The sequence below is a fragment of the Deltaproteobacteria bacterium genome, from assembly GCA_016874775.1.
GTDB lineage: Bacteria > Desulfobacterota > Binatia > Bin18 > Bin18 > VGTJ01.
On the sequence record VGTJ01000005.1, the window covers coordinates 1 to 14,706 of the forward strand.

The 14,706-nt window shown below is 56.9% G+C and carries 4 protein-coding genes; 3 read left to right on the top strand and 1 reads right to left on the bottom strand.

What is annotated here, in order from left to right:
* Positions 1-175: 175 nt before the first annotated feature.
* A complete protein-coding gene (locus FJ147_01420; GenBank protein ID MBM4254537.1) occupies positions 176-853 on the bottom strand; it encodes an IS6 family transposase in 678 nt (225 codons plus the stop codon).
* 253 nt (positions 854-1,106) lie between these two features.
* On the opposite strand from FJ147_01420, the gene FJ147_01425 reads away from it, so the two are divergent.
* The 3 genes from FJ147_01425 to FJ147_01435 all read left to right on the top strand — a co-directional run bounded on the left by FJ147_01425 (position 1,107) and on the right by FJ147_01435 (position 14,703).
* On the top strand, positions 1,107-1,379 hold the full coding sequence (locus FJ147_01425) for a hypothetical protein (protein ID MBM4254538.1): 273 nt from the start codon (positions 1,107-1,109) through the stop codon (positions 1,377-1,379).
* Between the two features lie 524 nt (positions 1,380-1,903).
* The gene (locus FJ147_01430) at positions 1,904-9,661 is read left to right on the top strand and encodes an SDR family NAD(P)-dependent oxidoreductase (protein MBM4254539.1); all 7,758 of its coding nucleotides are present in this window, start codon (positions 1,904-1,906) and stop codon (positions 9,659-9,661) included.
* The gene (locus tag FJ147_01435) at positions 9,658-14,703 is read left to right on the top strand and encodes a type I polyketide synthase (GenBank protein MBM4254540.1); all 5,046 of its coding nucleotides are present in this window, start codon (positions 9,658-9,660) and stop codon (positions 14,701-14,703) included. Before FJ147_01430 ends, FJ147_01435 begins: the two co-directional genes overlap by 4 nt.
* Positions 14,704-14,706: the final 3 nt, after the last annotated feature.

Consider the following 14,706-nt stretch of genomic DNA (forward strand, 5'->3'; position numbering starts at 1 on the left):
GATTCTTGTAGTGGCCAATGTTCTCGTTCTTCTTGGTGTCGACGGAAAGGGCCGGCTGCCCGGCCCGCTGCTGCGCCTTGACGCGGCGATTAATATGCTCGAACTGCGCATTGCGGTCCGGAGGCTTTGTCGCAAAGTTTAGATGAGGACGAGCGAAATCATCACTCATTGTTGTCTACGCGGCCAAGCCATAAAACTGCTCGGCTGGAGTTTGGGATACAGCTCCAGTGGGTGCGAGTTGTCCTTTGCGAATAGCGTGCATGACTTCGATGCCGGCGAGCGTACACCGCGCTGCCCAAAACGATTTGAAGCCTAACATCGGCCGCACCTTGCGTTTCACCACGCGATGATCTTGTTCCACGAGATTGTTGAGATACTTGCACTGTCGGATCTCGATCGTCGTCTTATGAATCTTATTGTAGTGGGTAATCGCTGCTGTATTGCTCCCACTCTGGTCAATAGTTATCTTCTCCGGGAGTCCTTGCGTCCGAATCGCCTTGTGTAAGAAGGCTTCGGCGGCGGCTCTATCTCGGTGTGGCGTCAACAGAAAATCCACCGTATGGCCCTCTTTGTCGACTGCGCGATAGAGATATTTCCACTGGCCTTTGATGCGCACGTAGGTCTCGTCCATCCGCCAGCTCTTCCCTACCGGCTGCTGCCGACGACGGAACTCTTTCTCTATTTCCGGGGCATACTTGCGGACCCAACGATTGAGCGTGGAGTGATCCACTGTTACGCCACGCTCCTGCATCATCTCTTCTAACTGGCGGTAACTGATCGGGTAAGCCACATACCAACGAACACCCCACAGGATAATTTCCTTCTCAAATTGACTGCCTTTGAAGTCGATCATGCCACCGCTCCTCCACCTCATGATAAGGCAAACAGCATAGCGGACTCCCTATCAAAGGAAAAGTTGCGACAGAACCAGTTGTTACGGTTGTTTATGGACGAGGCCTTAGTCGCTGAGCGTCCAAATTTAAAAAAAACCAAGGCCAATGACAATGGAATGAGAGTAGATTTGCATATTGTTGATCAAGAGAGTAAGATGATATTTACTTCTACTGAACAGAGGGTTATCTTTTTCTCATTGGGGGGCATATATAATGGCTGACGCTAATAGTGCAGTTGATAATGGAGTGAAACTACTTGGGGAAGTGGCATTTATTCCAGGAACCAGCTATTTATTGGACGGTGAAATCAAAACAGGAGCGCTCTACGCTGCGATAGGGGTTGCGAGCAAAATTTTGCTTGGCCCTCCGGCTGTCTTGCTGGTTGCGGCTGATTCATTTGCACGCTCGGTGACTGGCCAAGGCTTATTAGATCATTTCAAGAATCAAATCGCGCCTGAATCCGCGAGTAAGGAAGTAAAGAAGTAGCTCCTGTGAGCAGTGTTCTCCTGTTGGGTAGCTGTGTCACGTGGCAAAGGCGGCATAGGCACATCGTTTGTCACTGTTAGATAGAGATTCGCCATATTCCCGTTGCAATCATTTGCTACGCTGGCCGACGGTACGTTTCGCTCCGCTTGAGTGCGGTGCTAGGGGAGAAGTGCTTTGCAAGTGATCCAGAATTGAGGCGGTTGGTTTGCCGCCGAGATGCAGGATAGCGTGCACCTTACCGTCCCCGGCTCAGAGACACGAGGGAGATGGGCGAGGCGGTTCTGACAAGCAGCAGAGAAAATCACTATTTGCGCTCTATACGCAAAGCGGTAGGGGAACAGGTTGGGTGTCGTGGACCAACGCCGATGGTTTAAGCGGGCCGCAAAGAAAATCGCCCACCAGTCTTGCAACGCTTCCAGCTGTGGCAAACATCGAGTGCGCATGTAACGCCAGGGTTGGTTTCTCCTATCAGAGGACCAGCATCGCTTCCATCCTTTTTACGGCTACAAAGGACGCGACGACACATGGCAAACTCGGATCGAGCAACGCGAGAAGAAACCTATAAACAGGCATTACTTAAAGCGACGGATACGATTCGCCAACTGTTGGAGGAAAATGCGGCTCTGCAAAAACGGGAACCTGTTGCAGTAGTGGGCATGGCCTGCCGGTTTCCGGGTGGGGCGAACAGTCCAGAGCAGTATTGGCAGCTCTTACACGATAGGGTCGATGCAATCACTGATGTGCCAGCGACACGTTGGCCAGCGGAGACGTACTACGCCGCGGATCATGCTGCGCCTGGGAAGATGTATACGGTTCGCGGTGGTTTCCTCGACATTCCCGTCGAGGACTTTGATGCTGGCTTCTTTGGGATTTCACCACGCGAGGCGTGCGCCCTGGACCCCCAACATCGGTTGCTGTTGGAAATCAGTTGGGAAGCGTTGGAGCATGCCTGTCTTGACCCAACCCACTTGAAGAACAGCAAAACCGGGGTGTTCGTCGGCATATCCAGTGATGACTACGCTCAGGCGCACCGTCATTCCGGGCAGCCCGAACGTATTGACGCATACTCCATTACCGGCACGACGTTTAGCACCGCTGCGGGGCGCCTCTCCTACACGCTCGGGTTGCAGGGGCCATGTATAGCCTTGGACACTGCCTGTTCCTCCTCACTCGTCGCCCTTCATCTAGCCTGCCAGAGTTTACGAAGTAGAGAATCAAATCTAGCGCTTGCTGGTGGGGTGAACCTCATCCTCTCTCCGCAGTCACATATTTGTTTTTCTAAACTGCAAACGATCTCACCGGACGGCAAGTGTAAGTCCTTTGACGCATCTGCCGACGGCTATGTACGCGGAGAAGGCTGCGGTGTACTGGTCCTTAAGCGTCTGCGGGACGCGCTCAAAGACGGCAACCGTATTCTTGCGGTGGTGAGAGGGTCAGCGATTAACCAGGACGGGAAAACCAACGGACTTGCTGCGCCTAACGGCAACGCCCAACAGGCTGTTATCCGGCATGCCCTGGAAGACGCGGGGATCCAGCCTACGCAGGTTGACTATATCGAAGCACACGGAACCGGGACGGTTCTGGGTGATCCGATCGAAGTCGAAGCGCTCGGCGCGGTGTTCGGTCCCGGGCGGACCGAGCCGTTACGCCTGGGGACAGTGAAGACCAATATTGGTCATTTAGAACCCGCGGCAGGCGTAGCGGGCCTCATAAAGATTATCCTGTCCTTGCAGCATGAAGAGCTTGCACAGAACCTGCATTTTCACCGTCCTAATCCGTACATTGCCTGGGAGCGCTTACCGCTTCAAGTAGTTTCCGAGCGCTCCACCTGGAAGCGATCGGACCGACCACGGTTGGCGGGTGTCAGTTCCTTTGGCTTCAGTGGAACGAACGCTCATGTCATCGTCGAAGAAGCGCCAGCGCTTCCCCCTCACGTAGAGGCAAGAGAGTCAGACTCTTATCTGCTAAGCGTGTCAGCACGAGATGAACACGCGTTGCGAACGCTGGCCACGGAATATGTGACGCTCCTCTCTGGGGAAGCACGTGGGCCAGGCGCTATTGGTGATGTGTGTTTTGCGGCGAGTGTCGGTCGTCGTCATTGGCCTCAGCGTCTCGCGATCGAAGGAACAGACAAAAACGACCTGCATCGGAAGCTAACCTCTTTCCTCCAAAGCCGAGACGAACCAGGTATTATCACAGGGAGTTTCGAGGAGGAAAAAAGTCCAAACCTCGCGTTCTTGTTCACTGGTCAGGGGTCGCAATATCCAGGGATGGGGCGCGGGCTGTACCAGAGTCAGGCGATCTTCAAGCAGGCGATCGACCAATGCGATGCCTTGCTCCAGCCGTTCATCAAGACCTCCTTGGTGCAACTGCTGTTTGCTGGCGAAGCTGAGACCCTCAATCAAACGATCTACGCTCAGCCGACGCTATTTGCGCTCGAATACGCGCTGTTTCAGCTCTGGGAATCGTGGGGTATCAAGCCCAATGTGGTGATGGGCCACAGCGTGGGTGAGTACGTGGCGGCGTGCGTTGCTGGGGTCTTTAGCCTGGAAGATGGCATCCGGTTAATTGCCGAACGAGGCCGACTGATGCAGGCGCTGCCAAGCGGTGGAAGCATGGCCGCAGTGTTTGCCGCACCGGAGCTCGTCGCGGCAGTGGTGGCGCCGTATGGTGGTCGCATCGATATCGCCGCCTACAATGGCCCCCAACATGTTGTGATCTCAGGCGAGACCAAGGCTGTGCAGGAGGTTTGTACGGTCCTCGCAAGCAAAGGCATCAGGACTACCCTGTTGTCGGTGTCCCACGCCTTTCATTCTCACCTGATGGAACCAATGATGGCCGCGTATGAACAGATTGCCCGTCAGGTGGCCTTCTCCTTACCTCGCATCAAGCTGATCTCTAACCTGACCGGAGAGGCAGCCGGTGCGGAAATTGCGTCCCCGCACTATTGGGTGAACCATATTCGCCAGCCTGTGGCCTTTGCTGCCGGTATGAAGACACTCCTGCACGAGGGAATCCACGCATTTGTCGAGCTTGGCTCGCAACCCACGCTACTGAGCATGGGCCGCCATTGTATTGCGAAAGATGACACTGACAAGAGCAAGTGGCTGCCCAGCCTACGACCGCAGGTACCCGATCTGCAACTCATGTACCGTTCACTGGGAGCATTGTATGTGAGTGGTGCCCCCATGAACTGGTCCGGCGTGTATGGAGAGCGCAAATACCGCTGGACAACTCTGCCTTCGTACCCCTTCCAAAGGCAGCGGTATTGGATAGACAGCGTGCGGCCCACTGCCAGCCGCAGCCAGACCGGTCTCGGCGCGACCGAGCACCCCCTTCTTGGACGACGTCTCCGTCTGCCAGCCCTCACAAAAGGAGAGGTGCGTTACGAGCACGAGCTAGACAGCGGGAGTTTTGTGCGCGACCATCGCGTCTTTCAGCGTGCCATTCTTCCGGCTGCAGCGTACGTAGAGATGGCCCTGGCTGCCGCAAGCCGTAACTCAACGTCGTCTCGCTCGTCTGTCGTCCTGTGCTTGCAGGACGTGACGATCCAACAAGCCCTGGTGCTTGCGGAGGGTCAGAACCGGACGATTCAACTGGTTATGACTCCAGACACGGCGCCAGCCGCAGGATCGAGTGACCAGTTTCAAATTTATAGTCTGTGCGAAGATGAGACAGGGCAAGAGCCTACCTGGACATTGCATGCCAAGGGACACATCTCCCATTCAGCGTCTTCTACATCCCCTCCACGCACGGACCTGGAGGCCGCACAGGTTGAATGTGCGAACGAAATAGCGATCGTAGATTTTTACCAACAATGCCGTACGCGAGGGCTTGAGTACGGCCCTGACTTTCAAGCCCTGCAACGCTTGTGGCAGGGGAAGAGCCAGGCACTTGGTCTGATTCAATTGCCGGAAGGAGTGGTTGAAGAGGCGGCGCACTATCATATTCACCCGGTGTTACTTGACGCCTGCCTGCAAACCCTGCTGGTCACCTTCCCCGACAGCAGCAAGAACGAGACGTGGCTACCTATCGGATTGGAACGTTTCCAACTGTATCGCTCGCCCGGTACTCAGCTCTGGTGTCACGCGCGACTGCAGGTGGTCGAAGAAGCTGGTCAACCGCTCTTTCGGGCTGATCTGTGTCTGCTTGACGCGACTGGGGAGACAATTGCGGTGCTCGAGGGCCTCAGGGCGAAGAAGGCTGATCCAACGCTCCTCCTGGGCGACCAACCGGATCTTGAGAACTGGTTGTACGGCGTTGAGTGGCGTCCGCAAGGACTGTGTCATCCGCGGGAAAACGCGCCCCGGTTGCCTGCTCCCTCTGAGCTGCAAGAGGAACTGCGGCGCGAGATGGCGGCATTGGCCAACCAATTCCAGCTCGACGACTACGGCAAAGCATTGGCTGAGCTCGACAAACTGTGTGTGCTTTACGTTGTAGCAGCGCTGGGCGACATGGGCCACGTGTTTCGTCTTCGTGAGCAGTTCTCGACCGCAGAGCTAGCGGCACGCCTTGGGGTCGTACCGACACATCAACAACTTTTTAACCGCCTGTTAGCCATGTTAGTGGAGGAGGGGATCCTCCGTGCACACCAGACTGGTTGGGAAGTCCTTCGCGTGCCCGAAAGGCCTGCGCCGAAGCCCGTGTGGCAATCGTTACGTTCACGCTATCCACAGGTCGAGATAGAACTTGACCTTGTCCAGCGTTGCGCCGTTGCCCTGGCCGATGTCCTGCAGGGGCGCTGTGATCCGCTGTCGCAATTGTTATTCCCTGGAGGGGACGGGTCGGCAGTGGCTGCATTATATCGGCAGACCCCTGCGGCTGAGGCCGTGCATGCCGTCCTGCGTCAAGGCCTGTTAACCGCGCTCAACCGGCTGCCTCAGCGAAGCGGTTTGCGGATTGTCGAAATCGGTGCGGGGACTGGGGGGACAACTGCAGCGTTGCTCCCGCATCTGCCAGCGGCGCGGACTGAGTACGTCTTCACTGATATTTCCACCGCTTTTGCGACGCAAGCAGAAGCAACATTCGCAGACTATCCCTTCGTGCAGTACGCGACATTGGATATTGAAAAGGACCCGCACGCTCAAGGGTTTGCTCCCCAGGGTTACGACATCGTGGTCGCCGCCAACGTTCTCCATGCCACCGAGGATGTCGCGCAGACAGTGCAGCATATCCAGCGCTTACTCGCGCCTGGCGGCATGGTGCTCTTGCTCGAAGGAACAGCACCGCAGCGCTGGATCGACGTGGTGTTCGGCATGACGAGTGGCTGGTGGCGCTTTCGTGATACAGATCTGCGCCCCGCTCATCCTCTACTATCTGCGCCCCAGTGGTGCGAGGTCTTACGCACTCATGGTTTTCAACAAACTGTTAGCCTTGACTGTACGCCCATTCACCAGTCTGTGCTTGTGGCTCAGGCAGATAAGATACCCGACGAGCAACAGGAATCTGAGCATTGGTTGATTTTCGCTGATGCGGGCGAGATAGGTCACGAACTGAGAGAGCAGGTACGTGCGCGCGGATCGAGGTGTACGCTTGTCCGTCCAGGAAGCCACTACGAACCAACCACCGACGACGCCTTCACGATTGACCCCTATGAGCCTGCGCACTATCAGCAATTGTTCGCTGGTCTCGGCACTGCCACCTTACATCACTGTGTGTATCTCTGGGGTCTTGATACGACGCGGACCAGCGACACCACCGCTTCGCTGGTCGCTGCCGCGCGGATGGGCTGGGAGGGCACGCTACTTGTGGTGCAAGCCCTGGCGCACGCTCGTCTCGCTCCGCGACTCTCTATCGTTACTCGTGGAGCCATCTCGGTAGCAGGCGAAGCGCTGCCAGGAATAGCCCTGTCACCTGTCTGGGGCATGGGCAAAAGTATCGCCTTGGAACACCCGGAGTTACATTGTCTACGCATCGATCTCGCTGCAGAGCCACAAGCGGATGAAGTCTCTGCACTCATGGCAGAGCTGTCGCAAGGTGTCTCACAACAGACAGAGGACCAAATCGCGTTGCGTGGTGAGTATCGCTATGTGGCTCGCCTCACGCGCTGCGATGTTCCTACTGACAGGACCAATGCGGAGCTGCTCAAGCTGCCTCAGACCGAGTCGTATGGGTTAGGAATACCAGAGTGGGGCAAGATAGAAGCGGTTGAGTGGCGACCGACGCCGCAGCGTGCGCCAAAATCGGGAGAAGTAGAAATTATGGTGCGGGCTGCGGGGTTCAACTTCAAGGATGTGCTGATCGCGCTGGGCATGGTGCCAGCATCTGGATCGATCCTGGGCGGCGAATGCGCTGGCGAAGTCATTCGCGTCGGGCCAGGCGTGACCAATGTGAAGGTCGGCGAAGCCGTGATGGCGATGGCCCCAGGGAGTTTCGCCCGCTATGTGACAGTCCCGGCCACAGCGGTTGCACGGATCCCGATAGGGCTGAGTTTTGCTGCGGCGGCGACGCTGCCGATCGCGTTCTTAACCACGCTGTATGCCCTAGAAGAGATCGGACAGGTCCGCGCCGGAGAGCGCGTGTTGATCCATGCCGCATCAGGAGGCGTCGGACAGGCAGCGATCCAGGTTGCACAGCGAGCTGGCGCGGAGGTGTGGGCAACCGCGAGTGAGACGAAGTGGGAGGCGCTGCGACGGTTAGGAGTCCGAGAGGTGCTGAACTCGCGGACGCCAGCCTTTGGCGCGGAGATTAAACGACGAACACACGGAGTGGGTGTCGATATCGTCCTCAACTCGTTACGCGGAGAGTTGACGACGGAGAGTTTAAAACTCGTACGGGCAGGAGGGCGGTTTGTTGAGCTGGGGATACGAGATATTCGCTCGGCAGCAGAAGTCACAAGACTGGCACCAGGGGCACAATATACGACGCTCGATTTACTAGAGGAGTATACGAAACGCCCGCCGGTGATTGAACGGTTGATGAGCGAGATCGTGAGGCGAGTGGAGGCAGGAGAGCTTCATCCCTTACCGTACCGCGAGTATGGCGTGGAAGGGGTACGCGAGGCGTTACAGGTGTTGCTGCAAGCGACCCACACTGGCAAGCTCGTCCTCTCTTTCCCGCCACCCACTCGCCCGCAGTTTCGTAACGACGGGACCTATCTCATCACAGGCGGTTTAGGCGGGCTGGGCTTGTTGACGGCTGGCTGGATGGCCGAACACGGCGCAGGTCACCTGGTCTTGGCTAGTCGCCGCAGCCTCACGCCTGAAATTGAAGAACAGATTGCGACACTGAAACAGACTGGCACTGAGGTCACTGTCTTCCAGACGGATGTGGCGAGTGGTAAGCAGGTTGGCCAACTCTTGACTACTATCGAACATTCACTGCCACCACTACGCGGTATTATTCATGCGGCGGGGATTCTCGACGACGGTATTCTCCTTGAACAAGATAGAGAACGGTTTAGAAAAGTGCTGGTGCCTAAGGTTGATGGGGCTTGGCATCTGCACCAGCAAACGCACACCCTGCCTTTGGACTTCTTCCTGCTGTTCTCGTCAGCCACGTCATTGCTCGGAGCGGTTGGACAGTCGAACCACGTGAGTGCCAATGCGTTTCTTGACGCGCTCGCGTATCACCGCCGAGCCCAAGGCTTACCGGCTCTCAGCATCAATTGGGGCGCGTGGTCGGAAATTGGTTACGCTGCACAGGTGCAAGCAGAAGATTTTCTCAAAGCCCAGGGGGTGGGAAGTATCGCACCACGTTGGGGAGTGGCGGCGTTGGAGCGCATCTTCCATGCGAAACAAGCGCAGATCGGCGTTATTCAGATCGACTGGCCAACCTATCTGCAGCGGACAACGCCATCGTCCTATTTGTCTGATTTCCTGCCAGCGAAGTCCGTCCAACCAGAGCAGCGCGCGGAGTTCCGTCAGCTTCTTGAGACAACGCCAGCCGCGGAACAACGTGTGCTATTGGCTAACTACGTCACCTCCCAACTTGCAACCGTGTTACGATTCTCCGCTTCCACGCGTATCGATCCGAAACAGGGCTTTTCCGATATGGGGATGGATTCGCTGACTGCGGTCGAATTGCGCAACAGCCTGCAGACCGATTTAGGTTGTACGCTGCCATCGACCCTGATCTTCGACTTTCCTAACGTGGCAGCTGTCGTCGACTATGTCGCGACAGAAGTGCTGAAAATACATTCAATTGTCGGGTCTCCAACAGTGACAGAGAACGTTGGAATAACCGAAGACCTCCAGATACTGGAACGCCTCTCAGAAGCTGAGGCTGAGACCACTCTCCTCAGGGAACTAGAAGAGCTCGAGGAAAGGGGGTTGTCGTCATGAGTGCTACCCCTTCCCAGCAACCTACACTGTCTCCCACCAAGAGAGCCTTACAGGCCCTACGGGCTGTACGCTCCAAGCTTGAAGCGCTTGAACAGGCACAAAAGGAGCCGATCGCTATCATTGGTATGGGGTGTCGTTTGCCCGGTGACATCGAGACCCCGGAAGCCTTCTGGGAACTGTTGCGCGAGGGGAGGGATGCCATTGCGGAGATTCCGGCGTCGCGCTGGGATGTGGGCCACTACTATGATCCCGATGTTGCCGTGCCGGGAAAGATGATCACACGCCAGGGCGGGTTCCTGCAGCGCATCGACGAATTCGACCCACATTTCTTTGGTATTGCGCCGCGTGAGGCGATGAGCATGGATCCTCAGCAACATCTGCTCTTGGAGGTGTGTTGGGAAGCGCTGGAAAATGCGGGCGTGGTTCCGGCTGACCTCAAAGGCAGTCGCACCGGTGTGTTTGTCGGAATTTGCAATCAGGATTATAGCACTCTCCTTATGTCCCGCGACGAAACCGCGATCGACGCCTATATGACCACCGGCCTGGCGCATAGTGTCGCCGCCGGACGGCTGGCCTACAGCCTGGGTTTGCAGGGGCCTTGTTTAGCAGTTGATACCGCCTGCTCTTCTTCCCTAGTGTCAGTGCACCTTGCCAGCCAAAGCCTGCGTAACCGCGAGTGTGATTTTGCCATCGCCGGTGGAGTCAATCTGATTCTCTGTCCGGAGACCAGCATTAACTTCTCCAAGAATCGCATGCTCGCACCCGATGGCCGCTGTAAGACCTTTGCCGCTACAGCTAATGGCTTCGGCCGCGGTGAAGGGTGTGGTCTTATCGTGCTTAAGCGATTGTCGGACGTTGTGCCAAGTCAGGATCAGGTGCTCGCTCTCATCCGTGGCTCAGCCATCAATCAAGATGGCGCGTCCAGCGGCCTGACGGTGCCCAATGGCCCGGCCCAGCAATCAGTCATTCGTGAGGCGCTGAAAAACGCGGGATTGAGTCCAGACCAGATCAACTACCTCGAAGCGCACGGGACAGGAACCAGTTTGGGCGACCCGATTGAAATGGGTGCGCTCAGTGCGGTCTTTGGGCCAACTCGTCAACCACAAGAGCCGTTGATTGTGGGGTCAGTGAAAACCAATCTTGGTCACCTGGAAGGAGCGGCGGGCATCAGTGGACTGATGAAGCTCGTCCTGGCGCTCAGGCATGAGGAGATTCCTGCTCACCTACATTTTACTGCGCCGAGTCCGCATATCCCGTGGGACACGATGCCGATCGTTGTCCCCAGTCAGGCACGGGCATGGCCCGCAGGCAGCAAGCCTCGCTTAGCCGGAGTGAGTTCGTTTGGCTTCAGTGGTACCAATGCGCATGTCATCCTTGAAGAAGCACCGTGGGTGAGCAAGCGGGAGGCAAAGGCTGAACCTGTCGAGATCTACACCGAACCGGTGCTCGAACGCCCACTCCATATCCTCACCCTCACTGCCCGTTCTCCTCAAGCGCTGCAAGCCCAGGCTGCGAGTTACGCTGCTCACCTTACCGACGCGACTCACGTGTCCCTCGCCGATGTTTGTTATACCGCCAACACCACCCGCTCGGTGTTTGAGCAACGACTGGTTGTTGTTGCTAGTAACACTGAGGAGATGCGGAGCAAGCTCGAGCGCTTCAACGCGGGCCATCGCGAACAGTTAGTTGCCCAGGGTGATGTCCGTACCACTGAACAGCCGCGTGTGGCGTGGTTATTTAGTGGGCAAGGGTCACAATATCCTGGGATGGGCTCCAGTCTGTACCAGACACAACCAGTGTTCCGTCGGGCGTTTGATGAATGCGCCCGTATTCTTGACCCCTTGCTTGGCCGCTCTCTCTCCGCGCTGGTGTTTGACCAAACCTCGCCTGATCTACATCGGACAGCGTTTACCCAGCCGGCACTCTTTGCCCTCGAGTATGCCTTAGCCCAGATGTGGTTGTCATGGGGTGTTCGACCGGATGCGGTCATTGGCCATAGCGTGGGCGAGTACGTCGCCGCCTGTATCGCTGGGGTTTTCACTCTGGAAGATGCGCTCCGGTTGATTGCGACACGTGGCCGTCTTATGCAGGCGCTCCCGCGCAATGGCGCGATGGTTGCCGTTTTTACTGGCCAGGAACAGGTCATTCGGGCCATCGTTACTCTCGGTAGTAATGTGTCGATCGCCGCTGTCAACAGCAGTACGGAAACGGTCGTTTCGGGCGAACGCACGGCTGTGCAAAGGCTGGTGGAGCACATAACAGCCATGGGGATCCGCACGCAAGAACTGAGCGTGTCACATGCGTTCCACTCGGACCTAATGGAGCCGATGCTGGCTGAGTACGAACAGGTTGTTCGTGGCGTTTCGCTGTCTTTACCGCGCATCCGTCTGGTGTCTAATCTGACCGGAGAAGTTGTCTCGCAGCAGGTGACTGAGCCCACCTACTGGTGTCGTCATCTACGCAAGCCGGTGCTTTTCGCAGCAGGGCTCGCCACGCTCCGTCAACACGGCCTACAAGCGTTGGTGGAAATGGGGCCGCATCCCGTCCTGGTTGGCATGGCGCGATCACAGGTTCTCAACCAAGCATCTTCTCCAGCGTTGTATCTGCCGAGCCTGCGCAAGGGGCAGCAGGATTGGATGGTACTGGCACACAGCCTGACTGATCTCTATCTCGCTGGTGTACCAATTGACTGGACAGGTTTCGACGCGCCCTACCAACGACATCGCACAGCCCTGCCAACCTATCCTTTTCAGCGCAAACGCTATTGGTTTACTGAGAACGCAACCTCTCGACGGCAATCCTCTGTACCGACCTCTCCGCTGGTTTCTCTCCTGCAAGAAGGCGACGCCGAAGCTTTAGCCGGGCACCTGCAAGCTAGCGGAGAGCTAACGGCGGAAGAGGTGAAGTGTCTGCCAAAGCTGACCGAGCTGTTGATCCGCCAGCATCACCAGCAACCGCAGGAAGAACAGAACGGCTTGTGCTACCGACTGACGTGGCAGAAAAAGGCGCGTAGCACCGAGCGGCGTGAGGACAAACGGTCTGCCGACCGTCGCACTGGTACTTGGTTGATTGTAGCGCATCCTGACGCACTCGAACTCGCCGAGCCCCTGCGCGACGTCGGACGGTGTTCTTTCCGCGTTGTGCTGGGTAGTGCGGATCAACATGTGACTGCTAAGAAGCGGTTGATAAATTCCCTTGAGGCTGTTCCAACAGGCGAAACCGTGCTTCGACAAGCTCAGTACGAACGGGAAAAGCACAGCGACGGTGTATCTTCTTCCGTTCACCCTGAGCTTGTCGAAGGGTGGATGGCGAATTTGTCAACAGCTTCTAACACCTGGATCATCGATGCGACCAACGAGGACGAGTATCACCATGTGCTGGAAGAAGTCATGGCTAAGACCACGATTGAAGGCGTCGCTTACCTCTGGCCTGCAGAGGTCAGACCCGAGCAGCAATTGCACGGACTGGGGGAAGAGGGTCTCATGCCAGTGGTGCGACTCGCGCGCGCGCTTGCTCGGTTCACGTCTCCACCCCGCCTGTGGCTGATCACGCAAGCGGCCACCACGGCTGGGGATGCGGCGCCACTATCTCCCTTCCCGTCACTTCTGTGGGGCATGGGCCGGTCGCTCTTCCTGGAGCACCCCGCACTGAAGGGTGGGATCGTGGATGTGAGTTCACAGCCGAGTACAAGCGAAATTCAGGCGCTGTGCCAGGAGCTACTAGATTCACAAGGAGAGGACAACATTACGCTGCGCGCGGGCAAGCGCTATGTCGCGCGTCTGCAAACATCACTTGATGTGACAACGACGATGCCCCGACTCAAGTCCGATGGTGCTTACCTTGTCACTGGTGGTTTGGGAGCACTAGGACTACAGGTCGCCCGTTTCCTCGCGCAACACGGAGCTGGTCAGGTGGTGCTCATGGGTCGTCGCGAGGCAACCGCGCAGGCCAAAGAGCTCGTGGACTCCCTGCAAGACCTGAACACGCACGTGGTAGTGGCGCAAGCTGATTGTACCGCTGAAGCAGAGGTACATAGGGTTCTCGACGAGATCGCGGCCAGCGGGTTCACGCTCAAAGGGGTGATCCATGCCGCTGGGGTCCTAATCCCGCGATCCGTCAGTGAACTCGACCACGAGTGTTTGCGTACTGTGGTCGCTCCCAAAGTACAGGGAGCCTGGACGTTGCACCGCGTAACCCAACAACTCACGCTCGACTTTTTTGTCTGTTTCTCGTCGGTCTCCGCTGTTTTGGGTACGGCCTTTCAAGCGCACTATACGGCAGCGAACGCCTTTTTAGACGGCTTGGCTGAGTACCGTCGCGGCCTTGGCTTGCCCGCCCTCAGTATCAACTGGGGGCTCTGGGAAGGACGGGGAATGGTAGATGACGAGTCGGCGCGACGTGTTACGGACACTGGTATTAAAGCACTGTCGTCGCATACGGCACTCGCTCTGTTTGGTCGCCTCCTCAGAACAGATCAGTCTCGAGCCGTCGTGTTGAATGCAGATTGGCAGCGCCTCAAGAGCTTGTATGAAGTTCGCGGCAAGCAGCCTGTGCTCGAGTTTATGGGCAGCACGATGCAGGAGGAAACGACCGCAAAGGCCTCGGCTATCCTCGACCAATTACAAGCGATGACGGTCCGCGACCGGTTCGATTTCTTGGTTTCCTATCTGCAAGAGCAAGTCAGCGCGGTGCTGTATTTTGACGCGAATACTACGCCAGATTCTAAACACGGCTTCATTGATATCGGTCTCGATTCACTGACCGCCGTAGAACTGAAGGGTCGGGTTGAGACCGAATTAGGTTGTCCTCTGTCTCCGTCAGTGATGTTCGATTATCCCAATATCGAGGCGCTCACCAGCCATTTATTGGAGCAGCTTTCAGCGATGACGCCAGAGCGCGAGAGAAAAGCCCAGAACGATAAGGGAGCGGCGGTTGTTGTGGTAGAGGAAGCCGCCGTCCAGGCTGATGTCCGGCAACTTTCTGATACCGAAATCGCGGCGTTCATCGACAACGAGCTCGCGACGCTGACCGACGAAGGATAGCAG